General features: G+C 71.9%; 24 protein-coding genes and 1 tRNA gene. 12 read left to right on the forward strand and 13 right to left on the reverse strand.

The window, feature by feature from the left end; genetic code table 11:
* Positions 1–101: 101 nt before the first annotated feature.
* The 7 genes from ACIBQ1_RS59950 to ACIBQ1_RS59980 form a co-directional block, all read right to left on the reverse strand.
* Positions 102–437, reverse strand: coding sequence for a hypothetical protein (locus ACIBQ1_RS59950; RefSeq protein ID WP_397292360.1), 336 nt, complete (start codon positions 435–437; stop codon positions 102–104).
* Positions 434–811 (reverse strand): SgcJ/EcaC family oxidoreductase, encoded by a 378-nt coding sequence (locus ACIBQ1_RS59955; protein ID WP_397292361.1) that lies wholly within the window; start codon positions 809–811, stop codon positions 434–436. The genes ACIBQ1_RS59950 and ACIBQ1_RS59955 overlap by 4 nt, the downstream gene beginning before the upstream one ends.
* A gap of 112 nt (positions 812–923) precedes the next feature.
* Positions 924–1,496 (reverse strand): PadR family transcriptional regulator, encoded by a 573-nt coding sequence (locus ACIBQ1_RS59960; RefSeq protein WP_397292363.1) that lies wholly within the window; start codon positions 1,494–1,496, stop codon positions 924–926.
* A 35-nt stretch (positions 1,497–1,531) separates the two neighbouring features.
* Positions 1,532–2,326 carry an MBL fold metallo-hydrolase gene (locus ACIBQ1_RS59965; RefSeq protein ID WP_397292364.1) on the reverse strand — a complete coding sequence of 265 codons (795 nt, stop codon included), beginning with the start codon at positions 2,324–2,326 and terminating at the stop codon, positions 1,532–1,534.
* 27 nt (positions 2,327–2,353) lie between these two features.
* A complete protein-coding gene (locus ACIBQ1_RS59970) occupies positions 2,354–2,992 on the reverse strand; it encodes a response regulator (protein ID WP_397292366.1) in 639 nt (212 codons plus the stop codon).
* Positions 2,980–4,128: a histidine kinase gene (locus ACIBQ1_RS59975; protein WP_397292367.1), complete on the reverse strand. Its 1,149-nt coding sequence runs from the start codon at positions 4,126–4,128 to the stop codon at positions 2,980–2,982. Before ACIBQ1_RS59975 ends, ACIBQ1_RS59970 begins: the two co-directional genes overlap by 13 nt.
* Positions 4,129–4,175: 47 nt before the next feature.
* On the reverse strand, positions 4,176–4,976 hold the full coding sequence (locus ACIBQ1_RS59980; protein WP_397292368.1) for an alpha/beta fold hydrolase: 801 nt from the start codon (positions 4,974–4,976) through the stop codon (positions 4,176–4,178).
* A gap of 83 nt (positions 4,977–5,059) precedes the next feature.
* Here ACIBQ1_RS59980 and ACIBQ1_RS59985 point away from each other — a divergent pair, with 83 nt between their 5' ends.
* From ACIBQ1_RS59985 to ACIBQ1_RS60015, 7 genes are all read left to right on the forward strand, one after another.
* Positions 5,060–5,452, forward strand: coding sequence for a hypothetical protein (locus tag ACIBQ1_RS59985; protein ID WP_397292370.1), 393 nt, complete (start codon positions 5,060–5,062; stop codon positions 5,450–5,452).
* 2 nt (positions 5,453–5,454) lie between these two features.
* Entirely contained in the window at positions 5,455–5,850 is a 396-nt protein-coding gene (locus ACIBQ1_RS59990) for a hypothetical protein (protein ID WP_397292371.1), read from the forward strand.
* A gap of 73 nt (positions 5,851–5,923) precedes the next feature.
* Positions 5,924–7,267 carry a hypothetical protein gene (locus ACIBQ1_RS59995; RefSeq protein ID WP_397292372.1) on the forward strand — a complete coding sequence of 448 codons (1,344 nt, stop codon included), beginning with the start codon at positions 5,924–5,926 and terminating at the stop codon, positions 7,265–7,267.
* A gap of 46 nt (positions 7,268–7,313) precedes the next feature.
* Positions 7,314–7,664, forward strand: coding sequence for an ArsR/SmtB family transcription factor (locus ACIBQ1_RS60000; RefSeq protein WP_397292373.1), 351 nt, complete (start codon positions 7,314–7,316; stop codon positions 7,662–7,664).
* Positions 7,664–7,930: a hypothetical protein gene (locus ACIBQ1_RS60005; RefSeq protein ID WP_397292375.1), complete on the forward strand. Its 267-nt coding sequence runs from the start codon at positions 7,664–7,666 to the stop codon at positions 7,928–7,930. Before ACIBQ1_RS60000 ends, ACIBQ1_RS60005 begins: the two co-directional genes overlap by 1 nt.
* 276 nt (positions 7,931–8,206) lie before the next feature.
* A complete protein-coding gene (locus tag ACIBQ1_RS60010) occupies positions 8,207–9,076 on the forward strand; it encodes a hypothetical protein (RefSeq protein WP_397292376.1) in 870 nt (289 codons plus the stop codon).
* 195 nt (positions 9,077–9,271) lie between these two features.
* Positions 9,272–9,991 (forward strand): hypothetical protein, encoded by a 720-nt coding sequence (locus ACIBQ1_RS60015; RefSeq protein ID WP_397292378.1) that lies wholly within the window; start codon positions 9,272–9,274, stop codon positions 9,989–9,991.
* Positions 9,992–9,997: 6 nt separating this feature from the next.
* Here ACIBQ1_RS60015 and ACIBQ1_RS60020 read toward each other — a convergent pair whose 3' ends face one another.
* From ACIBQ1_RS60020 to ACIBQ1_RS60030, 3 genes are all read right to left on the reverse strand, one after another.
* A complete protein-coding gene (locus ACIBQ1_RS60020) occupies positions 9,998–12,574 on the reverse strand; it encodes a LuxR C-terminal-related transcriptional regulator (protein ID WP_397292379.1) in 2,577 nt (858 codons plus the stop codon).
* 93 nt (positions 12,575–12,667) lie between these two features.
* A complete protein-coding gene (locus tag ACIBQ1_RS60025; RefSeq protein ID WP_397292380.1) occupies positions 12,668–12,835 on the reverse strand; it encodes a hypothetical protein in 168 nt (55 codons plus the stop codon).
* A gap of 35 nt (positions 12,836–12,870) precedes the next feature.
* Entirely contained in the window at positions 12,871–16,053 is a 3,183-nt protein-coding gene (locus ACIBQ1_RS60030) for a BTAD domain-containing putative transcriptional regulator (protein ID WP_397292382.1), read from the reverse strand.
* 125 nt (positions 16,054–16,178) lie between these two features.
* Here ACIBQ1_RS60030 and ACIBQ1_RS60035 point away from each other — a divergent pair, with 125 nt between their 5' ends.
* Entirely contained in the window at positions 16,179–16,697 is a 519-nt protein-coding gene (locus tag ACIBQ1_RS60035) for a universal stress protein (RefSeq protein ID WP_397292383.1), read from the forward strand.
* Here ACIBQ1_RS60035 and ACIBQ1_RS60040 read toward each other — a convergent pair.
* A complete protein-coding gene (locus tag ACIBQ1_RS60040; protein WP_397292384.1) occupies positions 16,653–18,044 on the reverse strand; it encodes a PLP-dependent aminotransferase family protein in 1,392 nt (463 codons plus the stop codon). The genes ACIBQ1_RS60035 and ACIBQ1_RS60040 overlap by 45 nt on opposite strands.
* 67 nt (positions 18,045–18,111) lie before the next feature.
* Between ACIBQ1_RS60040 and ACIBQ1_RS60045 the strand changes: the two genes are divergently transcribed.
* Complete coding sequence (locus tag ACIBQ1_RS60045) at positions 18,112–19,308, forward strand: MFS transporter (protein WP_397292386.1); 1,197 nt, start codon at positions 18,112–18,114, stop codon at positions 19,306–19,308.
* Positions 19,309–19,313: 5 nt separating this feature from the next.
* Here ACIBQ1_RS60045 and ACIBQ1_RS60050 read toward each other — a convergent pair whose 3' ends face one another.
* Together ACIBQ1_RS60050 and ACIBQ1_RS60055 are read right to left on the reverse strand one after the other, a co-directional pair.
* Positions 19,314–19,592 carry a hypothetical protein gene (locus tag ACIBQ1_RS60050; RefSeq protein WP_397292388.1) on the reverse strand — a complete coding sequence of 93 codons (279 nt, stop codon included), beginning with the start codon at positions 19,590–19,592 and terminating at the stop codon, positions 19,314–19,316.
* 312 nt (positions 19,593–19,904) lie between these two features.
* Complete coding sequence (locus tag ACIBQ1_RS60055) at positions 19,905–21,239, reverse strand: MFS transporter (protein ID WP_397292390.1); 1,335 nt, start codon at positions 21,237–21,239, stop codon at positions 19,905–19,907.
* Positions 21,240–21,619: 380 nt separating this feature from the next.
* Here ACIBQ1_RS60055 and ACIBQ1_RS60060 point away from each other — a divergent pair, with 380 nt between their 5' ends.
* From ACIBQ1_RS60060 to ACIBQ1_RS60070, 3 genes are all read left to right on the forward strand, one after another.
* Positions 21,620–21,739, forward strand: coding sequence for a DLW-39 family protein (locus tag ACIBQ1_RS60060; protein WP_020542320.1), 120 nt, complete (start codon positions 21,620–21,622; stop codon positions 21,737–21,739).
* Positions 21,740–21,754: 15 nt separating this feature from the next.
* A complete protein-coding gene (locus tag ACIBQ1_RS60065) occupies positions 21,755–22,483 on the forward strand; it encodes an HAD-IA family hydrolase (protein WP_397292391.1) in 729 nt (242 codons plus the stop codon).
* Positions 22,484–22,498: 15 nt separating this feature from the next.
* Positions 22,499–22,574: transfer RNA gene (locus tag ACIBQ1_RS60070), tRNA-Ala, on the forward strand.
* The last annotated feature ends 37 nt before the right edge of the window (positions 22,575–22,611 follow it).

The raw sequence follows: 22,611 nt of genomic DNA on the forward strand, positions 1-22,611 counted from the left end.
TGACGGGCCGGGGCCTGCTACCGGGCGCTCCGATGCTTACCCGGACGGGACTTTCACCCGCAGGCCTGGACCAGCTTCCAGGACGCAACATGCCCGGCAGCCTAGGCGAGCCTGGTGGCGCACCCCAACCGGTTTCCGATCTGGGCCAGGCCCTCGGCGAACGACTGGCGCGTACGCTCCCGGAACCCGATGAACAGCCGGTTGGCCAGGGCGACGAGCCAGTAGTTGCCGCCCACGTTGTAGACGCGGTGGACCAGGCGCGTGCCCTCGGGGACGGGGGTGACCGACCACTCGCCGCGGTACCACCAGCCGCCCTGGTAGGCGAGGACGTGCTCGCCCAGCTCCGTTCGCGGAATGGCCCGTACGATCTCCGGCCACACCCGCTCGACCGGGGCGTCGAGCACGCCGGCGACCTCGGTGATCAGCTGCCTGCTCACGGCGCGCTCACCCGCGTGTTCTGGAAGGAGGCGAAGCGCCAGCCCTCGGGCGTGCGCAGCGCGGTCAGCGTGATGACGGACCGGCGGCTCGGGTCGGCCGCGCCGTTCACGGACGAGCCGCCGCCCACGATCACCAGCGCGACGTCGTCGGTGAGCGGCTTGATCAGCGGCTCGCCGCCGCCCCCTTCGAGTTTGATGTCGAGCTTGAACAGCTCGCGGTGGGTCTCCTCGATGGCCTGCCGACCCTCCAGATGCTGGCCGAAGAACGTGATGTAGTCGGCGTCCTCGGTGAAGAGCCCGGCGTAACCCTCGGCGTCCCCGGCGTTCCAGGTCTCGGCGGTTCGCACGAGCAGCCGAATGATCTCTGCGGACATGGCACTGCTCCCTCTGTCGCGGCGCCTATCCTGTGAATGCGAGTTCGGGCAGGGCAGGCGCCTTGTTCGGATTTCCGGCCGCCGGGGTGTTGGCGCACCCCGGCGGCCCTTCTCACATCTCGACCCTGGTCTCCCAGTCGAGCTCTCCCCTGTCGAGACGGTCGAGCAGCCCCGTGATCCAGTCGAGCTCGGCGGTGTGGAGCGCCTGCTCGCACTCCACCTCCAGCATGAGGATCGCGGGCAGGCCGCTGTCGGCCATGGCTCGCAGGTGGGCCTCCATGCCGGCGAGGACGCCCTGGATCGTGGCCGCGCGCCCGCGCAGCGCCCGCTGCGCCTCGGTCAGCGGCAGGCAGCCGATGAGCGAGATGGCCGCGACGAAGGCGCGCCTGTCGGGGTCGGGCTTCTCCAGGAGCTGCCGCAGCCGGGTGACCAGCTCCTTGCGGCCCTCGTCGGTGATCTCGTAGACCGTGCGCTCCGGCCTGCGGCCCTCGCGGTCGGTCTTCGCGGGGACGATCAGCTCGTCCTTGGCCAGCCGCTCCACCGCGTGGTAGAGGCTGCGCGGCAGGCCGGTGATGTAGTCCTTGTGCGTGTCGATGATGAACCGGTGCAGCTCGTACGGGTGGCTCGGGCGCACCGTGAGCAGGGCCAGCACGGTCAGGCCGACCAGGCTGTGGCGTTGCGCCATGATGCCTCCCTCTATATTGCGCTTTGCAATATAGCTCAGAGGTCCAGCTGCAGGAAGGCCCTCTCGATCGCCTGCCTGGTCACGTCCTCCGGATAGGGGAAGAGCTTGATCAGGTCACGCAGGCCCTCCACGTGGGCCCGCCCGGCCAGCTCGGCCACGAGGGCCAGCTCGGCCTGCTGCGCCCGCGCGAACGCCCGGTCCACGACCGCGCCGTGCCCCGGCACGATCACCTGCTCGGGCAGCTCGTCCAGCATCGCCGCCACGGTGATCGGCCAGTCGAGCGGGTACGAGTCGCTGAACGCCGGAGGCGCCCCCTCCTCCACCAGGTCACCCGCGAACACGACACCCGCGTCCGGCACGTGCACGACCACGTCGTTGCTGCTGTGCCCGAGCCCGAAATGCCGCAGGTGCACGATGCGTCCGCCGATGTCGAGGCTGGCCGCGACCGTGAACGTGTGGTCCGGCGGCACGATCGTGACCTCCTCGAACTCCGCCCGCCGCTCGGGCTTCCCCTCGATCATTACGGCGCGCTGCTGCTCGCCGTACTGCTCGATCTCCTCGGCGCACCTGACGTGGCCCCAGATCTCGGCGGGGCCGAAGATCGCGTTGCCGAAGTAGTGGTCGAAGTGGGAGTGGCTGTTGACGACCGTCCACGGGCTGCCGGTGATGCTCCTGACCGCCTCGACCAGATCGCCGGCCTCCCTGTGCGAGCTGCGCGTGTCGAGGATCAGGCAGTGCCCGTCGCCCACGACCAGACCCACGTTCATGTCGTACGACTTGTGACGCCGGACATAGACCCGGTCGCCGACCTCCTGCCACTGCTCGTTCATGCCAACGAACCCTACTTTCAGGTTGCGTCATTTGAGGTATTCGAGCACCGCCAGCACTCTCCGGTGCCCGTCCGCCGCAGGCGGGAGGTCGAGCTTGGCGAAGATGTTCGCGATGTGCTTGGCCACGGCCGCCTCGGTGACGAACAGCTCCTTGGCGATCGACGCGTTCGTCCGCCCCTCGGCGATCAGGCCGAGCACCTCCTGCTCGCGCGGGGTGAGCCGGGCCAGCGGGTCGCGCCGCCGCCTCAGGAGTTGGCGGACCACCTCCGGGTCCACGACCGTGCCCCCGGCGGCCACCCGGTCGAGCGCGTCGACGAACTCGCGTACGTCGCCGATGCGGTCCTTCAGCAGATAGCCGATCCCGGCGCCGGCGCCCGACTCCAGCAGTTCGGCGGCGTAGGTCTGCTCGACGTACTGGCTGAGCACCAGAACGGGCAGGTCCGGATGCCGTTCGCGCAGCTCCAGGGCCGCCCGCAGCCCCTCCTCGGCGAAGCCCGGCGGCATCCGCACGTCGGTCACCACGGCGTCGGGGCGGTGCTCGGCGACGGCGGCGAGCAGGGCGGGCGCGTCGCCGACCGAGGCGGCCACCGTGTGGCCGAAGCGTTCGAGCAGCCCGACCAGGCCCTCCCGCAGCAGGACGGCGTCCTCCGCGATCACCACGCGCACGGTATCTCCACTCTGATCAGGGTCGGACCGCCGCTCGGGCTGGACAGGGACAGTCTCCCGTCCACCACGGCCAGCCGGTCGGCCAGCCCGGTCAGCCCCGTGCCCCTGGCCGGGTCGGCCCCGCCCACGCCGTCGTCGCGCACCTCCACGACCAGCGTGCCGCCCTCGACCCGCCCGGTGACGGCGCCCCTGGTGGCCCGGCTGTGCCTGGCCAGGTTCGTGAGGGCCTCGCTGACCACGTAGTAGGCGGTCACCTCCACGGGCGCGGGCAGCCGGCCGGGCAGCTCCACGTCAACGTCCACGGGCACGGGAGAGCGTCCGGCCACGTCGCGTACCGCCGCGCCCAGCCCGCGGTCGGTGAGCACCTGCGAGTGCACGCCCCTGATCAGCTCGCGCAGCTCGGCGAGCGCCCGCTTGGCCTCCTCGTGGGCCTGTCCGACCATGCGCCCGGCCGGCGAGTCGTCCGGCAGGTCGAGCCGGGCCAGGCCGAGCGCCATCGACAGGGAGACCAGCCGCTGCTGCGCGCCGTCGTGCAGGTCGCGCTCGATCCTGCGGCGCTCAACCTCGAACGCGTCCACCAGCCGCGCCCGTGACCGCAGCACCTCGTTCAGCTCGGAGCCCTGCGGGGCGAGCATCGCGCGTGCCATCGCGCCTCGGGCGCCGCCCCAGGCGGTGATCGTGTACGCGGCGACGGGCAGCAGCAGCACGCCCGCCGCGGAGCCCACGGCGGCGATCCCGGGCTCCGCCTCGGGCTGCACGACGGGCGAGAGCATCAGGACCACCGGCCCACCCACCGTGAACCCCAGCATGATCAGGTCAATCCACCACAGCCCGAGCACCGTGAGGACGGCCAGCCCGGCCTCCCGCCTGCGCCGGTCCGGAGTCTCGGGCAGCGGCACGCCGTCCACCAGCCGCAGCCTGCGCCGCTCGAACCACGCGACGAGCGGCAGGCACAGCGCCAGCACGACCGGGGCCGCGACCACGCCGAGCGGGATCGTGGCGAACGCCGCGACCCCGACGGCCGCGCCGGGGACGGCGCTGGCCAGCAGGTACGCCGCGCACCGCCAGGGCCACGCGGACCCCAGGAACGGCAGCGGCCGCCGCGTGAGCGCTTCCAGCGCGGTCCGGTCGAGCACTTTCCGACGGTATCGACTGGCCGGCGGGCCAGGCAGTAGTGCTGGGTCTACTGTCCGAGGAAGCGGGTGAGCACCGGGGCCAGCGCCTTCGGGTCGACCATGTGAGTCTGGCCCTCGATGGTCTCGCGCACGGCGCCCGGGACGAGCTCCGCTATCGCGTCCGCGGCCCGGGCGAAGAAGTCGCCGCCCCCGCCCACGAACGAGTCCGCGCCGGCCCCGCCCGTGGCCACCAGCGTGGGGCAGGCGATGCCGGGCAGCCGGTCGGCGGGCGGCCGGCCGTCGCCGAGGCAGGCGGCGTCGTACGCGAGCGTGGGCGCGATGGCCTCGAGCCCCGGCCACATCGGCGAGTTGCGGGCCTGCCCCACCATCTCCTCCGTGGCCCCCGCCGACACCATGAACAGCGCGAACGCGTCGCCGCGGCGCCCCCCGGCCAGCAGCGCGTGGAGCCGGTCCGCGTACTCCCGCGCGCGCCGCGGCCCGTCGGGGGCCAGGTCGTACGGCACCTCGTACACGGCCAGCCGCGCGATCGGGAGCCCCGCGGCGGCGGCTTCGAGCGCGAGCGCGCCGCCCGACGAGCCCCCGAACAGGTGCGCCGCCCCGCCCGCCGCCTCGATGAGCGCGGCGATGTCCTCGACCTCGCGTGAGACCTCGTACGGGAGGGTGTCGCCGCTGTCGCCCCGGCCGCGCCGGTCGTAGTTGTAGACGGTGAACCGCTCCGCCAGCTCGTGGGCGAGCTGCGCGTTCGCCGAGCGGTCGGCGGCGGCGCCGCCGACCAGGACGATCGCGGGGCCGACGCCCAGGCGTTCGTATGCGATGGACGTGCCGTCTTTCGCCGTGACGCGGTGCATGTGACTCCTTCGGAGGCCCTTGTGACCACCCGATCTCGATGGGTGACTATCGGCGGCGACGTTATGGGACTACCGTCGTGCGTATGGCGATCCCCATTCCATCACGGCGGAATTCCGCGGACAACGACAAGACACCTGACACCCCCGCTCCACCGTCCTGGCCGATGTCGACGCCCCGCCTTTCCCCCGAACCCAAGACACAATCGGGAGAAACAGCATCAATCATTGTAAATTTAGACAAGGCGACACTTGATGCGGTTCATCAAAAAGCGCGGTCAGATGGCCGTATGATTTCCGATGTGATTCGCGCCGCGGTGGAGCGCGAAGTGGGCAACATGACGCACGCGACCATCTTGATCCAGCGCTGGAACCTGCAGTGCGACGACCTCGACAGAGCGGCCGACGCCCTTCAGGTGGACCGGATTTCGGACGATGTGATGCTCAGGCTCGGCCTGCATCGGAATCAAGAGGATTGACCATGCTTCCTGGGCGCGTTCTCGACGTGGGAGCGCTCGTCGACATAGCGGTCGCGAAAACGAATCATTCTCGCAGCATCGCGGCGGTGTGCCTTTATCGGGGCGGCGGGCTGTGCATTCCCGCGACCGCCCTCACGCTCGTCTATTCGATCGTCCCGCTCGCCACGAAAGTCGAACTCTTCGATCTGATCAGCAGCTCCGCCGTGCAGGTCGACGACCTCACCGTGGGAAAGGTGCCCGACATCGCCGAGATTCTCGACGGATCGGGCGACATCACCGCGGGGCACGTGATCTTATGCGCGCGGGCAACCCAGTGGCCGATCCTGACCGACCGCCCCGGCATCCTGCGAAACCTCGACCCGGCGATCCTCGTCGATCCGCTGCCCGAGCAGAACTGAACTCTCGGGCCGGGCCGATGTCCGGTTCACCCACTATTGTGGGGGCCCGGACACACGAGGAAGCGGATCCACCTTGGCACATCGCGCCCTGGTCATCGCCCTGCTGCCCGCGATCGCGCTGCGGGCGCTCGCCGTGCTCGGATACCCGCCCTCGATCCTGTTCTACGGCGACTCGTTCGCCTTCCTGCGCGAGGAGCTGACCCCCGGCACCACCCGGCCCTCCGGCTACTCGCTGATGCTGGCGCTGCTGCGCCCCGCGCACAGCCTCACGCTGGTGACGGTCCTGCAGCACCTGCTGATGCTGGGGCTGGCCGTGGCGGTGTACGCGCTGCTGAGACGGCGCGGCCTGCCGGGCTGGGGCGCCGCCCTGCTGGTCACCCCGCTGCTGTACGACGAGTTCCTGGTGCTGCTGGAACACATGATCATGGCGGACGCGGTCTTCGTCGCGCTGGTCACGGTCGCGATCCTGCTCGTGGTCTGGCGCGTCACCCCCGCCACGGCCGCCGTCGGCGGCCTGCTGCTCGGCCTGGCCGGGATCACCAGGACGGTCGGCCTGCCGCTGCTGATCCTCACGGCCGCGTACCTGCTGATCAGGCGGTACGGCTGGCGTCCGCTCGTGGCGCTGCTGGTGGCGGGCGCGATCCCGCTGGGCGCGTACGGCGCCTGGGCGAAGGTGGAGAAGGGGAAGTTCGCGCTGACCGAGGCGGACGGGAACTTCCTGTGGTCCAGGACCATGAGCTTCGCCGACTGCTCGGTGATCAAGCCGCCGGAGCGGCTGGCCGTGCTCTGCCCGAACATGCCGGTGGAGCAGCGCCCGTACCCGCCGTACTGGTTGTGGGAGAGCTTCTCCCCCCTGCTCAAGGTGCCGGGGACGGGCAATCGCAACCAGCTCGCCGGGGAGTTCGCCAGGGCGGCCATCCTCGCGCAGCCCGGCGAGTACGTCGCCGCGGTCGCGACCGACCTCACGCAGCTGCTGCGCTGGGAGCGCACGGCCGTGGACGAGAAGACGCCGTACAAGTTCCCCGCCGCCGAGCGGCCGCTGAGCGAGTCGGTACGGGGCATCGCCGAGTCGTACGAGGCCGGACCGGCCGCCACCCGGGTCGTGGAGCCGTTCGCGGGATGGCTGCGGGCCTACCAGCGGTGGGGGTACGTGCCGTTCCCGCTGCTCATGCTGGCTCTGGCCGGGGCGCTGGCGACGGCGCTGGTGCGGCGGCGGTGGGACGCGCTGCTGCCCGGGGTCACGGCGCTCGCGCTGGTCGCCTCGCCGCCGTTCCTGGCCGCCTACGACGTGCGGTACGTGATCCCGGCGATCCCGCTGGTCTGCCTGGCCCTGGGGCTGGCCCTGGGCGCCCGGTCACCGGCGCGGCAGGAGCGCCCTGAGACCCCCAGTCCGGAGCTTTCCCGGACCACCATCTGAATGCTAGGGTCACGTGTAAGGAAATCATTACATGTGACGGGAAGCCATGACAGTGACCGGGCCGACAGGTGACGACCTGGTCGAGATCTTCGCGGCGCTGGCCAACCCGCTGCGGCTGCGCATCATGGCGGTGCTGGCCGAAGGGCGCGACTACGTGAGCCACCTGGCCCGCGAGATCGGGGTGAGCCGTCCACTCCTCCACATGCACCTGCAACGGCTCGAAGCGGCCGGGCTGATCGTCGGCACCCTGGAGCTGTCCGACGACGGCAAGGCCATGAAGTACTACGAAGTCACGGACTTCAGCCTGCACCTGACCGCGTCGGCGCTGGCCGAGGCCGCCAAGACACTCACCAGGCCGGACCCGGGGAAGGGTCCAGGATCCAAGGAGCACTCCTGATGATCGATACTTGGCCCGCGGCGATCTTCTCCTTAGGGGTGCTGCTCGTGGTCGGCTTCCTGATCGCCCTTTTCGCCGTGGGGATGTTCGAGATGCGCAAGGCCAAGCTCGACGCCCACCAGGCGGACGACCTACGGCAGCTCGTGCGCCGGTTCGAGCAGCTCGCCGAGAACACGATGGACGCCCAGCAGCGGATGGCCGCCGACCTCGCCGAGCTGCGCGCCCGTACCGCGTCGATCGAGCAGATCCTGAGAACCGTCGAGTAGGTGACGCGGATCTGAGGCCGAAGGCCGGGCGGGTGGCGAACAGGCTCGCGGCTTGCCCGACGATGCCCGCATTCACGCCTGGAACCGTACCGGACCGCCCTTGGAACGCTCCTTGCTGGAGAGCCATCCACGGTTTTGACAGGCGTCCTGACACCTGGGCCTCCAGCTTTCTGACGCAGTTTGCGGCATATGTGGTCACACCTGGTGAACTCCCGCTCATCCTTTGTTATGGTCACTCACTGTCCAGAAACGGACACCCTTTACCCGAGGAGGATCATGAGGACCCCGAGGACCGTCGCCATCACTGCGGCCGTGGCGGCGACAGTCGCTCCCCTGCTGGCCATGGCGACCCCCGCGAACGCCCAGCAGTCCACCGAGACCACCAAGAGCGTCCAGAGCGGACCTTTGCTGGACTGGCTCTCCCTCGACAGCCTCAACCCGGCCGAGCAGCTCAAGAAGGTCAAGGAGCTGCTCGGGACCGGTTACGTCCCTGAGGCGTTGAGCGTGACCAACGCCGCCAACCCGCAGTACACGTCCGTCTGGGTCAAGGACGCCACCCGCAAGGTGAGCGTGCTGCAGGGCCTGTCGGCGACCGACCTGCCGACGCGTATTGCCGAGCAGGCGAAGAGCGGCTTCGTGCCGTCCATGATCACCGGCACGGGCACGGGCCCCAGCGCCATCTTCGCGGCGGTCTTCGAGAAGACGACCGAGAAGGTCCAGTCCAAGCTCGGCATGACCAAGGACGTCTTCGCGTCCACCAACGCCAAGCTTGCCGCCTCCGGCTTCAGCGTCGCCTCGCTGGACGTCTACGGCACGGTCGAGAAGCCCCTCTACGCGGCCGTCTGGGTCGCCGGGGCCGCGACCGGCGCCGTGCAGGTGACCACCGGCCAGACGGTCGCGCAGCGCGGCCAGGAGCTCCTCGCCAAGACCAAGGCCGGGCTGCGTCCCGTCCTCATGGCCGTCGAGCCCGGCAAGCTCTACACCACCGTGTGGAGCAAGGGCAGCGCGACCGGCCTCAAGGAGTACCTGAGCCTGTCCAAGCTGACCTACACGCTCAAGGCCACCGAGATGAAGGCGCTGGGCTACCGGCCCGAGGTCCTCGACACCGAGGGCAGCACCATCGCGGCGATCTGGAGCAAGGGCTAAGACCCGGATCGTGGTGCCGTGCACCGGCGGTCAGCGACCACACCCGGCTGATCGCCGGTACGCACGACACCGAGGTCAACGGTCGAACCGGCTTCCACCGCGACGGCCGGCGGGAGATCAGCCGGCCCATGCGCGCCATGGCCAGGACGGCGGCCAGCAGCGCGGGGCCGCCGGCGCCGGGCATAATTGCGGCCGATGCCGGAAATTCGGGAATTATCTGACTACGCGGCGGCAATCGCGCCCGTCATCAACGCGGCCCACGTCAACGTGCACGCCTCCGCCCGCGGAGCGATCACCGAACTGGCCGAGACCGCCGGCGTCAGCCCGGGGCTGCTGGTCGACCTGAGATTCGCGCTCCCGCTGCGCCCGGTGACCCGAACCGGCCTGGGCACGATCTACCGCTACCACGACGCGGCCGGGCGAGAGACCGAGATCCAGGAGCATCTGCGCGAAGGCACCCTGGCCGAGGACCGCGACGGGGTGCTGAGGGCGACGGGCCCGGGGCTGGAGTTCATCCGGAAGCTGTACGAGGCGCACGGCGCCGCCGCCGAGCGGATCGGGACAGGGCAGGACCTGCCCCGGCTGGCCCGCCTGGCCGGCAGGGTGCTCGACGGGGCCGAGCGGCTACCGGGCGGCGCGCTCGAACTGGTCGCGCCGCCCTACGAGCCGGAGGGGAGCGGGCCGGGGCTGCTCCTGTTCAACCGGCTGGCCGTCCTCCGCTACCACCGGGCCGACGCCCACGCCCGGGCCTGGCAGGCGGAGGGCCTGTCCGCGACCGAGATCGTCGGCCTGCGGGACGGGCCCGTCCGCGCGCGGATCGAGGCGGAGACCAACCTGCGGGCCGCGCTGCCGTACCAGGTCCTGACCGAGGACGAGCGGCAGACCCTGTACGACGGCCTGCTGAGGCTCATCTGAGCTGATCTAAAGCGCCGCCAGCAGGCGGCCCACCTGGGTGCGGTCGTTCACGCCGAGCTTGTCGTAGGCCGCCTGGAGGTGATTGGCGGCCGTACGCGTGGACAGCGCCAGCCGGTCGGCGATCTGCCGGTTCGTCAGCCCGGCGGCCGCGAGCTGGAGGATCTCCCGCTGGCGCGGCGTCAGCTCGGGCGTGGCCAGCTCCACCAGCGCCGGGGTCGACACGCCCGGGCAGAGCCTGGCCAGCGCCCACGCCCTGGTCTGCGCGCCCCTGGCCAGGGTGCCGCGGCCCGTGTCCCGGTACGCCGCCGCCTCCTGGGCCGTCGCCTCGGCCGCGTACAGGAGCATCCCGAGCCGTTCGAACTCCCCGGCCACCGCCCGGAGCTCGACCGGGTCGCCGATCGCGCGGGCGTGCCTGGCCAGGAGAACGGCCAGGGGGCCGTCCACCCGGCCGGCCAGCCGGGCGAGCCGGTCAGGGGCGCCGAGCCGCACCAGGTCGTGCAGCGCGAACATCAGGCCGGCGTGCAGCTCGTGCCGCTCCGCGTGGTCCGCCGCCGCGAGGCACAGCCGCACCGCCTCGTCGAGCTCGCCGCCGGACGCGGCCACCCACACCTCGGCCTGCAGCACGTGCTGCCGGGTGAAGGCCCACCTGGAGGCCGTCGCGGCGGCCTCCGCCAGCACCTCCCGAGCCTGCGCCGTACGGCCAAGCAGCGCCAGCGCGTGCGCCTGCTCGGCCAGCACCCGCCCCAGGTAGGGCTCCCGTCCGGGCATCCTGGCCAGGTCGTCCCGGCACCAGCGCAGCGCCCCCGCGACGTCCCCGCGCAACCGGCCGACCATCGCCCGGTACGCCGCGAACCCCGACACCGACAACTCGGCGGCCGGCAGCTCCATCCCCTGCTCCGCCGAGCGATCCGCCTCCTCCAGCAGCCCCGCGAACGTCTGGGCGGCGCAGAGCGCGTCCAGGAAGCTCGGCAGCGCGTGCGGCGCCTCGTCCCGCCAGCTGTCCACGCTCTCCAGCGTCCGCGCGGCGATGGCGAGGCTCTCCCCGGTACGCCCCGAGTACGCCGCGGCCCATGCCTCCATGGACGCCGCGTGCGCGTCGGCGCGCGGCGACATCGGACCGTACGAACGCGAGCGCGCCAGCGAGCGCGCCGCCCCGGTCAGCCGCCCGGCGAAGCAGTCGGTCACGGCGCGGTAGACGTGCGCCTCCTGCAGCCAGGCCGGCTCGGTCAGCGTCGCGGCGGCCAGGTCGAGCACCTCGCACGCCTCGGCGTCCGCGCCCGCCCACGCCAGGTTGATCCCCAGGCTGAAGGCGTGCTGGGCGCGGTCGGCCTCGGTGACCGCGTCGCGCGCCGCCCGCCGCAGCGCCGCCAGCGCCGCGTCCGCGTCGCCCAGCACCATGAGCACCTCGCCGAGCAGCGCGACCGCGGCCACGCCCCCGCCCGCGTCGATCGCGGCCCTGGCCAGGCGTTCGGCCAGGTGGGGATCCTGCCTGCCCCAGGCCAGCCGGGCGGCCGACACCAGCAGCTCGGGGGCGGCGACCGAGCCGGAGTCCAGCCGCCACACGGCCGCGCGCAGCTCGTCCTCGCGCCGCCGCAGCCCGCTGGTCTCCAGCGCGCCGGCGAGCATCCGCAGCCGCCGCCGCGTCCGCAACGTGCCGCAGCCGCCGCGCACGACCTCGCCGTAGAGGGGGTGTCCGAGCCGCAGCTGCTCGCGCCGGCCCTCGCTGACGGCCACGACCAGGCCGCGGTCCTCGACCCGCTCGACCGCCCGCGCCGAGGTCAGCGACACCAGCAGCTCCGTGCCCAGCGGCTCCCCGAACGCCACCAGCTCCAGCACCTCGCGCTCGTCCTCGTCGAGGTGGCCGATCCGGTCGCCCACCAGCTCGCGCAGCCTGGTCGTCATGGACAGCTCGCCCCGCCAGCGCCACTGCCCGTCCCGCTCGGCCAGGCAGCCCGCGTTGCGCCCCGCCTGCACGACCTCGCGCAGGTAGAGCACGTTCCCCTCGCTGACCCGCGCGAGGTGTCGTACGGTCTCCGCGGCCACCTCGCCGCCGAGCGCGCCCGCGAGCACCTGCCCGACCTCGGCCCTCGTCAGCGGCGGCAGCTCGATCCTGCCGAGCAGCTCGTCCTTCCACAGCGCGGCCACCGGAGCCGGCTGCGACTCCCCTGACCGCACCGTCACCAGGACGCGCGCCGCGCCGCTGTCCGCGAGGTAGTGCACCAGCGCCGCCGAGGCCGGGTCCAGCCGGTGCGCGTCGTCCACGCTGACCAGCAGCTCGCCCCGCGGCGCGCGGTCGCGCAGGTGACGGGCCGCCCAGTGCAGCAGGTTCTCGCCACCTTCCGGCGGCCCCGTCAGCACGTGCGCGAACGCGCCGAACGGGATCATCGACGCAGTCTCCGTGCCGAGCGCGCGCACCACCGCGTACCCCGATAACCCGGCCAGCGCCTCCGCCGCCAGCCTGCTCTTCCCGACCCCTGCCTCACCGGCGATCATCATGCCCGCTCCCGACCGCAGCGCCACCCGCACGGCCGTGAGTGGCCCCCCTCGCCCGACGAACGGCCAACCGCTCCCCTGCTCGCTCATCGCGCCTCCTCTCGACACCCATCGTCGTCACAGAGGTTCGCGCGAGGTTCAGGAATGCACTGCGTTCATGGCCTCCACTTCGCGGAGGCGGGCTCAGTCGCCGGGGAGCCGCCGCGCCAGCCCGGCGGCGGAACGCAGGAGGTCGAGGAGCGCTTCCGCGCCGCTGAACGGCACCGCCTCGCCCCCCACCTCTTCGAGCAGGCCGCGGAGCTGGCCGCCGGATTGCTCAGGCTCGACCAGCCGGACGATGACCGTTCTCATTCGGAAACCATCTCGCCGGGCGGTTCAGGTCTGGTTCAGGTGGGATACGGGGCAGGCTCGACCTCCAGCTCGCGCATGCGTTCGGTGTAGAGGTGGTAGCGCCTGCGGGCGTCGCCGCGGCGGCCCGCCAGGTCGAGCACCCGCACCAGGCCCAGGTGGGCGCGCTCGTCGTAGCGGTCGCGCTCCAGCAGGCGCAGCCAGTAGCGGGCGGACTCGTCGTAGCGCCGCTCGCCCGCGCGTGCCGCGGCGATCCTGGCCGCCGCCTGCGTGTAGGCCAGGCGGGCCTGCTCGCGCAGCCCCACGGCCCAGTCCGCGTACGGGTCCTCCTCGCAGAACTCCCCGCCGTACGCGCTCTCGGCCGCCGTCCACCGCTCCAGCGCCTCGGCCGTACGTCCTGCCTGATCCAGCCGTACGGCCTCAGCCACCAGATCAAGAAATTTCTCGACATCCACGTCCACATTGGACAGGTCAAGCCGTAACGTGCCCTCATCCGAGACCACGATCTCGTCCGCCGGCCTTTCGTGCGCCGGGTCCAGCACCGCGCGCAGCGTGGACACCATGACGTTCAGCCGGCGCAGCCCGACCGCCTCGCCCTCCTGCTCCGGCCAGAGGATCTCGACCAGCCGCTCCCTGCCGATCCCGCTCCCCCTGCGGCTGACCAGGATCTTCAGCAGATCGCGCGCCTTACGCGACTGCCAGGCCGTACGCGGGACCGGCACGCCGCCCCGCAGCACCCGGAACGTTCCCATGGTCTCGACGATCACCCTCGCGCCCGGCGCGGGAGCGGCGCGGACGATCAGCGCGTCGATCCGGTCGTCGAGCGCCCGGCAGCCGATGGCGTGCATGCGCTCGCGCACGACGGCCGCCAGCTCGCCGCCGGTCGCCGGGTCGGCCAGGGCCGCCCTGACCAGCTCGGCCCTGGCCTGCCCCACCGGGTCGCCGAGCGTCGTCCACCTGCGCACGGCCTCGTCGGCCAGCGACGGGTCACCCTCCAGCTCGGCCCGCAGTTCGGCGATGGCGGCCTGCGCGGCGTGGTCACGGCGGCCCACCGCGAGGGGTTCGGTCTCGTCGAGCATCACCCTGGCGTCGTCGGGCCGGCCGCCCTCCAGCGCCACGCGGGCGGCCACGACCCTGGCGGTCACCCCCGCGATGCCGTCCGTGTGCCGGAGCGCCTGCTCGGCGACGCGCGCGGCCTCGGCGGGATCGTCGCGGGCCAGCAGCTCGGCGAGGCCGTTGAGCGCGTTGGACAGCGACTGCACCTCGCCCGACGGCGCCGAGTCCGCGACGATCCGCCGGTAGATCGCCGCCGCCGCCCTGCGGTCGCCGCGCAGCACGTTGATCTCGGCGAGCCGGTTCAGGCCCGTGCCGACCAGTCTGGAGCCCATCGCCTCCCACCTGGCCACCGCGTCGGCGGCCTCGGTGGCCGCCTCCTCCAGGCGGCCGAGACCGATCAGGGCCTTGGCACGGTTGGCGACGTTCAGGGCGGCATAGGGGGCGAACGACACCAGGTCGGACAGCCTGCCCCCGATCTCCGTCTCGGCCAGCGCCTCGGCGTAGGCGCCCTCGTCCAGGTGTCGGGAGGCCCGGTTGGCGTGAATGCGGATGAGCTGGACGATGTCGCCCGCGCGTTCGGCGTACTCCAGGGCACGCAGGTAGTGGGCGTCGTTGGCGCGGCGGTCGCCGTCGAGCGCGGCGAGCATGGCCAGGACCGTGTTGGCCATGGCCAGCGCGCTCGGGTCGCCCAGGACGCCGGCCTGTTCGAGCGCCTTGTCGGCGAGGTCGGCGCAGCCCGCCCTGTCGCCCTTCAGCCAGAGCACCGACGCCGTGGACGCGGCGCACATGGCGGCGTCGGCGGGCGGCAGGCCGTACTCGTATCCCCTGGCGTACATGCTCAGGGCCGCGTCGAGGTCGCCGCGCAGGTGGTCGATGAGGCCGAGCCGCCTGGCCACGAACGCGTCGAACGCCGGACCCTCGGCCGCCTGGGCGAGCAGGTCGCGGGCGCGGGTCCACTGGCCGCGGTTCTGCTCGGCGACGCCGGCCAGCTTGACCATGGTCGGCGCGTGCCTGGCGGCCTCGGGCAGCAGCTCCAGCGCCGCGACCACGTCCCCGCGCTCGGCCAGGCGCAGGCCGTACGAGTCGAGGAGCGTGGCCGCCAGACCCGGGTGTTCGGTCGCGACGGCGGCGCGCAGGGCCAGCTCGGGCTGGTCGTGCTCCACGTACCAGCGGGACGCGACCGCCGCCGCGTCGTGGGCCTCGTGCCGGTCGAGCGGCGCGTGCTTGGCCAGCACGTGGCGGCTGGTCAAGGTCAGGCGGTGACCGTCCTGATCGCCCTCCAGGAAGAGGCCGCGGCTGGTGAGCGAGTCGAGCGTGTCGGGCGGCGCGCCCAGCGCGGCGGCCAGCCCGGCGGTCAGCATGGGCAGGACGGTGGCGGCACGCAGCAGCTCGCGCATCGCCGGCGGCAGGTCCTTGAACGCGGCCAGCGTGAGGCGTTCGAGCGTGGCCGAGTTCGCGGCCAGCCCGGCGGCCGTGCGCGGCCAGCCGGACGGGTCCTCGCGGGCCAGCGTGTCGAGCGCGGCCTGCACGGCGGCGGGCCAGCCGCCGCAGGCGTCGTGGAGCGTGGCGGCGACGGCCGCTCCCGCCTCCCCCAGCCGGTCGCGGGCCCAGGCGGCCGTCTCGTCGGGGGCGAGCGCGAGATCGGTCGCGTCCAGATCGAGCACCTCGTGGTCCTGGCGCAACCGGGCGGTCGGGAACGGCAGCGGCGCCCGCGACGCGGTGACCAGGTGCAGGTGCCTGGGAGCGGCGCGAACCAGCGTCTCCACGTAACGCACGGAGCCCGGGGCGCCCACGATGGCGTCGATGCCGTCGAACACCAGCACGAGACCGCGCCGCAGCCGCCCGGACAGCGCCTCGGCCAGCGCGCCCGCCAGCGCCGCGGCCCTGGACACCTCGTCCGCGTCGGGACCGAGCGGGGCGTCGGCGGCGGCCACCAGATCGGCGGGCAGCCCGGGCACCCGCTCCGACAGGGCCGCCGCGACCGCGCCCGCCAGCGTGGGAAGATCGCGGTCGGCGGGCCCGAGCCGATGCAACACCGCGCCGACGGCCTGGCTCCATCCGGCCAGCGCAGTCGACTTCCCGTAGCCTGTAGTTGCGACGAGCGAGGTGAGCCTGTATGTAAGCGCTCCGTCCAGCCGCCGGTCGAGGGCGGGACGGGGTCGCACCCACCCTCGTTCCACCCCCGCATGCTACGCCGGGGTTCGCGAGGGACTCCATAGTTCGAAAAGTGCCACCTCCCGGTAACAGACCGGCGGGCGCACTATGGTCGTACTTCTTTACAGGAGGCACCGTGGAACAGGAACTGCCCGGCGGTGCGAGGCTGATCGTGGGGGTGGACGAGTCCCCGGCCTCGCGCTGGGCGCTTGCCTGGGCCATCGGTGCGGCCAGGCTGCACCGGATGGCCCTGGTCGCCGTGCACGTCAGCCGCGCGCCCGTCCACCCATTCCCCGAGGCTCTGCCCGTCCAGCACGCGCTCCGAGCCGGCGAGGAGGCGCGCTGCGGCGAGGTGATCGCCAGCGCGTTCGAAGACGTCGCCGGCGGGGTGCCCGACGACATAAGAACGGCGGTGGTCGGCCGGGTCGGCGATCCCGGCTACCACCTCGTCGACCTGGCCCGCGAGGGCGACCTGCTGGTGCTGGGGCGGAGCCGGCGCGGGCTGCTCAGCCGCATCTTCCTGCCCTCGACCAGCATGTACTGCGCCCGCCACGCGCGGACCACGGTCGTGATCGTCCAGCAGCCGGCGCCGCCCGACGAGCCTGAGCTGTCAGGTGAGCGGGCCCGCCGGTTCTGGAGCCGCCGCCACCCTTAGGCGGCGCAGCCCCTCGGGGATGTCGTCCCTGGTGATCCCGCCGTAGCCCAGGACCACGCCGGGCTGGGCCGGGGTCTCACCGCAGTACGCCTCCAGCGGCTCCACCGCCAGGTCCGGCACAGCGCGTACCTCCACATCCGGGGCGAGCCGGGCACACAGGTGCAGACCCGCGGTAGACGGGACCAGTCGCAGCCGCTCGTCGCCCGCCAGCGTTTCGGCGATCATCGCGTGCCTGGCGGCGTACTCGCGGGTCGCCTTCCTGATGTGCCTGGCCAGCAGCCCCTCGTCGATGAAGCGGGCCAGGGCGGCCTGCGCGGGAACGTCGCTGTGCCAGTCGGAGAGCTGCTTGGCCGCCCGCAGCGCCGGGGCCAGCGAGGCCGGGGCGACGAGGAAGCCGAGCCTGAGCATGGGGAGCAGGGTCTTGGAGAACGAGCCCACGTAGATGACGCGGCCGGCGCGGTCGAGGCTCTGGAGGGGTTCGAGCGGGCGCTCGCCGAAGCGGAACTCGCTGTCGTAGTCGTCCTCGATCACCACCGCCCGGCGGCGCTCGGCCCAGGCCAGCAGGGCGGCGCGGCGGGCCAGCGACATGGGCGTCCCCAGGGGGAACTGGTGCGAGGGAGTGACGTACACGATGCGGGCGGCGCCGGGGATGGCCTGGACGTCGATGCCCTCCGCGTCCACCGGCACCCCGGCCACCCGGGCGCCGAGCGAGCGGAACAGCAGGCGGGCGGGCGGGTAGCCGGGCTCCTCGACGGCCACGCAGGTGCCCGGCTCGATCAGGACGCGGCCGATGAGATCGAGCGCCTGCTGGGCGCCGTTCGTGATCAGCACGTCGCCGGGGCCGGCGTGGACCGAGCGGCTGATACCTATATGACGGGAAATAGCCTCTCTCAGCGGCTCGTATCCGGATGGGCTGCTGTACGCGGCGGCGCTCACCCGCAGCTCGCGGGCCACCAGCCGGCGCCAGGTCTCCATGGGGAACAGGTACGGGTCCGGCATTCCGACGCGGAAGTCGTACCGGGCGGCCCGCATGGCTTCCGGGGCCTCGATCCGCTGCCAGAACGCCCTCGGCCGCACCACGCCCTCCGGGGCCGCCCTGCCGCGGACCGGTTCCGCCGACACGAACGTGCCCGCTCCCGCCCTCCCCACCAGGAACCCGTCGGCGACCAGGCGGTCGTAGGCCACGGCGACCGTGTTCCTGGAGATCTCCAGCCTGCGGGCCAGCTCCCTGGTCGGAGGCAGCCGTTCGCCCGATCTGAGCCGGCCGTCGAGAATGGCGTCGAGCAGCTGCCGGTAGACCTGTGCGGCCAGGTCACCCCGGCCGTGGAGACTGATGTGAACGTCCAACTTGGCCCAATCACTTTGCCGGAAATTGGAGCTTATATCGGGACAATATGGGGTCCAAGATGAGGGCATGACACCCCGGCGCATCCTGGCTCACGCCCAGCTCGCGAACTCCATCGGCGACGGCGTCTACCTCGTCACCTCGGCGTTCTACTTCGCCAGGATCGTCGGGCTGTCGGCCACCGAGATCGGCCTCGGCCTCACGCTCGGCTGGGCCGTCGGCTCGGTGGCCGGCGTCCCGCTCGGCCACCTGGCCGACCGGCGCGGGCCGCGCGGCGTCGCCGTCCTGCTCGCGCTGACGACCGCCACGGCGGTCGCCTCGTTCCTGTTCGTCCAGTCGTTCGCGCTCTTCGTCGCGGTCGCCTGCCTGTACGGCACGGCCCAGACGGGCCTGTCGGCCGCCCGCCAGGCCCTGCTCGCCGGGCTGATCGCGCCCGCCGAGCGCACGGTCGTGCGGGCGGTCCTGCAGTCCACGCTCAACGGCGGCCTGGCCGTCGGCGCCGCCCTCGGCGGGCTCGCCCTGCACCTCGGCACGCGGCCGGCCTATCTGGCGGTGTTCGCGCTCGACGCGGTGAGCTTCCTGGTCGCCGCCGGGCTGCTGTTCAAACTGCCTCCCGTACGGGTCGCGCCGGCCGCGCCCGGCCCCCGGCTGGCCGTGCTCAGAGACCGGCCGTACGCGCTCATCACGCTGATCAACGCCGTGATGCTCTTCTACATGCCGCTGCTCAGCCTGGTCGTGCCGCTCTGGATCGCCTCCCGTACGAGCGCGCCCACCTGGATGGTCTCGGTCCTGCTGCTGCTCAACACCGTCACCGTGCTGCTCTTCCAGGTGCGGGTGGCCCGGCGCGTGAAGGGGCTGGCCTCCGCCGCCCGGTCGGTGCGGTACGCGGGCCTGGTGATGTTCGCGGCCTGCGCGGTGTTCGCGCTGAGCCCGTACGGGTGGCCGTTCCTGCTGGTGGCGGCCGGGCTGCAGGTCCTCAGCGAGATGCTGCTGGCCTCCGGGTCCTGGGAGATCAGCTTCGGGCTCGCCCCCGACCACAAGCAGGGCCAGTACCAGGGCTTCTTCGGCACCGGCGTGGCCGTGGCCAGGATGCTCGGGCCCGTCGCGCTCACCACGCTCGTGCTCGGCGGCGGCACGCTCGGGTGGCTGCTGCTCGGCGCGGTGTTCGTGGCGGCCGGCGCCGCGATGGCGCCGGCCGTCCGATGGGGGCGGCGTTCACTCGAAGCGGCGCAGCCGCAGGCCGTTGCTCGCCACGAATACGCTTGAGAACGTCATCGCCTGGGACTTTCGTCTGATTCAGTGCGCGTGCCCGCCGGCTCCTTCAGCCTCAGCGGCACCGACCACACCCCGTCCCCGCCCAGAACCGGATGCAGGTGCCGGAAACTCGCCAGATCCCGCGACACCACGATGAAATGCAGCTTCTTGTCATGCCGCACCTGGTAGTCGGTCACCGGCCGGCCGTCGGGCCCGGACACGGTGAACCGGAACTCGGCCGGCTCGCCCGCTTCGACGGTGGTCAGCGGGGTCAGGGTGTAACCGTACTCAGACATTTGAAGCTCCTTTTCGCTGGTTGTGTGTACTCCGGAGCCATCGCGACGTGGTCCTCGGCCCGCGCCTGGCCGACCACTGGCCCCACGCCCAGGAGGTGGGCGCCGAGCTTGGCGGCGGCGTTCAGACCTGGCCCGTCGGCTCGTGTCCGGTCTCTTCGTCCGGTCGACGGGGCCCTCGCTCAGGTCCACCTCCACGGAGGTGATCCATCCCCGCGACCTCGCCGGCCTCTTCCTCCACCGAGCTCACGCGGTGGCCGCAGGTCATGCCCCTGACTGTGTGCTTGGTGGGTATCCGGCAGGGTTCTGAAGATTTCAGCCGACAGGCTCTCCCTCGCGTACGGCCGGCCCGCGCATGAGGGCGGCCGTCAGCGCCGCGCCCAGGACGGCCACCACCGCGGCGCCCGTGAAGGCGGCCTGGAAGCCGAGCTGCTCCTGGGAGGTGGCCAGCGCCGTCATGACGGCCAGGCCCAGCGCGGAGCCGACCTGGTAGGTCGTGTTGACGATGCCGGAGGCGAGCCCCGCCTCCTCCGGGCGGGCGCCCGACATGGCCGACATCATCGCCGGGATGTACGCCAGGGACATCCCGATCGCCGCGATCAGGCTCGCGGGGAGCACGTTCGTGGCGAACTCGCCCGCGAACCCGAGCCCGGCCACGCCTGCCGCCAGCACCGTCAGCCCGGCCACGATGAGCGGCTTGGCCCCGAACCTGCCCAGCAACCTGGCGGTGATGCCAATCATGAAGATCATGATCGCCACGGTCATCGGGAGCAGTGCCGCGCCACTGGCGAACGCGCCGTATCCGAGGACCTGCTGCAGGTAGAGGTTGAGGAAGTACCACATGGGGATCCAGGCCGCGCCGAGCAGGGCCATGGCCAGGTTGGAGGCGGCCAGGCCGGGCGTGCGCCAGACGGCCAGGGGCATGAGCGGCTCCTTGACCGTACGCTGCACGACCAGGAACAGGGCGAGCAGCGCCGCGCCTCCGAGACCGGCCGGCCAGTTCGCGGCGACGATGGCGTACACGACGAGCGCGATGCCCGCGGTGACGGACGCGGCGCCCACGAGGTCGACGGATCCGCGCTTCCCGCGCACGGCGGGCAGCAGCCTGGTGGCCGCGAGCGTGGCCAGGCCGATCGGCACGTAGATGATGAACACCCAGGGCCAGCTCAGATATTCGGTGATCACGCCGCCGAGGAACACGCCCGCGGTGCCGCCCGCCGGGGCGGCGGCGCCGTACAGTGCCATGGCCTTGCCGAGTTCGCGGGCGTTGTGGCCGAAGAGCATCATGAGCAGCGCCATGGCGGCGGGCGCGATCAGCGCCCCGCCGATGCCCTGCACCGCGCGCCCGGCCACCTCGACCCAGGCGGTGGTGGCCGCGGCGGCGACCACGGATCCGGCGATCAGGACCGCCCACCCCGTGACGAACACCCCGCGCGCCCCGAACAGGTCGGCCAGCCGCCCGCCGAGCAGCAACAGGCCGCCGAAGGCGACCACGTAGGCGTTGAACACCCACTGCAGCCCGCCGTCGGAGAAGCCCAAGTCGCGCTGCATGTCGGGAAGCGCGACGCCGATGATGGACGTGTCCATGATCACCATGAACTGCGCCGCCGCGAGCACGAGGAGAGCCCACCAGCGTCTTTCGTCAGCCATGACGTGACTCCTTCCTTTCTTGGTACCCCCAGGGGGTATCCCCCTGGGCGGCGAGGAACGTAACATACCCTCGTGGGGTATGTCCAGTTCGGAGTCATGCGCGCCCGGGCGCGATATTTGGCATGATCGAGCTGTTGCCCCGAGAGGGGCAGGTCGAGTGGGCCCCCAGAATGGAGGGGGATGGACACGGAGAGGAATCCGAGATGTCGTGGGGGATGGGGTTAACGCGCCTCACCTGGGGCTGACCACTCGTTCTCCGCACATTCCGCGCATGTGGTCCGTGCGCAACACAGGGAGCGCAGCCATCCCTTGCTAGGCTGCATGTCAACCGTTGGGTCTCACCCCGGCAGGTGAGGCCGTCGAAGAAGTGGGGTCACACCGTGAAGAAGCTGCTCGTTCTGGCGCTGATCGCCCTTGGGGGGTTGCTGATCTGGCGTAAGGTGCAGGCCGACCGCGCAGAGCTCGATCTCTGGACCGAGGCGACCGGCAGCGAGAACTAACCGACCGGCGAGGCGATGAGTGACGTCGTCCCCATAAAGCTGGTGTGCCTGGACCTGGCAGGCACCACAGTCGGTGACATCGCCATGGTCGAGCGCGCCTTCGCCGAGGCGATCGCGACCCAGGGCATTGTGCCCGGGACCGGAGCGTACGCGCGTGCCATGGTTCACGTGCACCGGTCCCGGGGCTGTCCCAAGATCGATGTCTTCCGAGGGATCTTCCCCGGAAACGAGGCCCAGGCGCAAGCGGCGAACCTGACGTTCGAGCGCTCCTACGAGGGCACCCTGGAGCGGGCGGGTCTCGTACCCATGCCCGGAGTCCTGGAGGTCCTCGACAAACTCCGCGGCACCGGCATCAAGCTCGCCCTGATCACCGGTTTCAGCCGCACCACCCTGAGCCGCATCCTGAGCGTGCTCGGCTGGCACGACAAGATCGACCTCGCCATCTCCCCCGAAGACGCCGGCGGCCGCGGCCGCCCCTGGCCGGACATGGTCCTGCACGCGGTGCTGCGCGTGGGAGCGGAGGACGTCCGCCAGGTGGCCGTCATCGGCGACTCGGAAAGCGACATGCTCTGCGGCAGGCGCGCCGGGGCGTCGATCGTGGCGGGGGTTATGACCGGGGTCCACAGCCGGGAGCGCCTCCTGAAGGGCGGCGCGACCCACATCCTTGACTCGATCGCCGAGTTCCCTGGTTTGGTACTGAGCGATGACCTTGGTACGACGCAGGTAGCTTCGTCCGCCCGGTAAGCTATCTTCGTCGAAGGGGCCTTAGCTCAGTTGGCAGAGCGCCTGCTTTGCAAGCAGGAAGTCAGGAGTTCGAATCTCCTAGGCTCCACCAGGGAAACGCCCCGCCACTGATCATGTGGCGGGGCGTT

It is taken from the genome of Nonomuraea sp. NPDC050153, from assembly GCF_044460125.1.
Taxonomy (GTDB): Bacteria; Actinomycetota; Actinomycetes; order Streptosporangiales; family Streptosporangiaceae; genus Nonomuraea.

Excerpts from the sequence above, each read along its gene's own strand:
- ACIBQ1_RS60000 (WP_397292373.1), top strand. The coding sequence starts at position 7,314 with ATGACAGTGACCGGGCCGACAGGTGACGACCTGGTCGAGATCTTCGCG.
- ACIBQ1_RS59965 (WP_397292364.1), bottom strand. The coding sequence starts at position 2,326 with ATGAACGAGCAGTGGCAGGAGGTCGGCGACCGGGTCTATGTCCGGCGT.
- ACIBQ1_RS60020 (WP_397292379.1), bottom strand. The coding sequence starts at position 12,574 with ATGAGCGAGCAGGGGAGCGGTTGGCCGTTCGTCGGGCGAGGGGGGCCA.
- ACIBQ1_RS59955 (WP_397292361.1), bottom strand. The coding sequence starts at position 811 with ATGTCCGCAGAGATCATTCGGCTGCTCGTGCGAACCGCCGAGACCTGG.
- ACIBQ1_RS60055 (WP_397292390.1), bottom strand. The coding sequence starts at position 21,239 with ATGGCTGACGAAAGACGCTGGTGGGCTCTCCTCGTGCTCGCGGCGGCG.
- ACIBQ1_RS60065 (WP_397292391.1), top strand. The coding sequence starts at position 21,755 with ATGAGTGACGTCGTCCCCATAAAGCTGGTGTGCCTGGACCTGGCAGGC.
- ACIBQ1_RS60025 (WP_397292380.1), bottom strand. The coding sequence starts at position 12,835 with ATGAGAACGGTCATCGTCCGGCTGGTCGAGCCTGAGCAATCCGGCGGC.
- ACIBQ1_RS59960 (WP_397292363.1), bottom strand. The coding sequence starts at position 1,496 with ATGGCGCAACGCCACAGCCTGGTCGGCCTGACCGTGCTGGCCCTGCTC.
- ACIBQ1_RS60005 (WP_397292375.1), top strand. The coding sequence starts at position 7,664 with ATGATCGATACTTGGCCCGCGGCGATCTTCTCCTTAGGGGTGCTGCTC.
- ACIBQ1_RS59990 (WP_397292371.1), top strand. The coding sequence starts at position 5,455 with ATGCTTCCTGGGCGCGTTCTCGACGTGGGAGCGCTCGTCGACATAGCG.
- ACIBQ1_RS60015 (WP_397292378.1), top strand. The coding sequence starts at position 9,272 with ATGCCGGAAATTCGGGAATTATCTGACTACGCGGCGGCAATCGCGCCC.
- ACIBQ1_RS59985 (WP_397292370.1), top strand. The coding sequence starts at position 5,060 with ATGGCGATCCCCATTCCATCACGGCGGAATTCCGCGGACAACGACAAG.
- ACIBQ1_RS60045 (WP_397292386.1), top strand. The coding sequence starts at position 18,112 with ATGACACCCCGGCGCATCCTGGCTCACGCCCAGCTCGCGAACTCCATC.
- ACIBQ1_RS60050 (WP_397292388.1), bottom strand. The coding sequence starts at position 19,592 with ATGTCTGAGTACGGTTACACCCTGACCCCGCTGACCACCGTCGAAGCG.
- ACIBQ1_RS60010 (WP_397292376.1), top strand. The coding sequence starts at position 8,207 with ATGAGGACCCCGAGGACCGTCGCCATCACTGCGGCCGTGGCGGCGACA.
- ACIBQ1_RS59980 (WP_397292368.1), bottom strand. The coding sequence starts at position 4,976 with ATGCACCGCGTCACGGCGAAAGACGGCACGTCCATCGCATACGAACGC.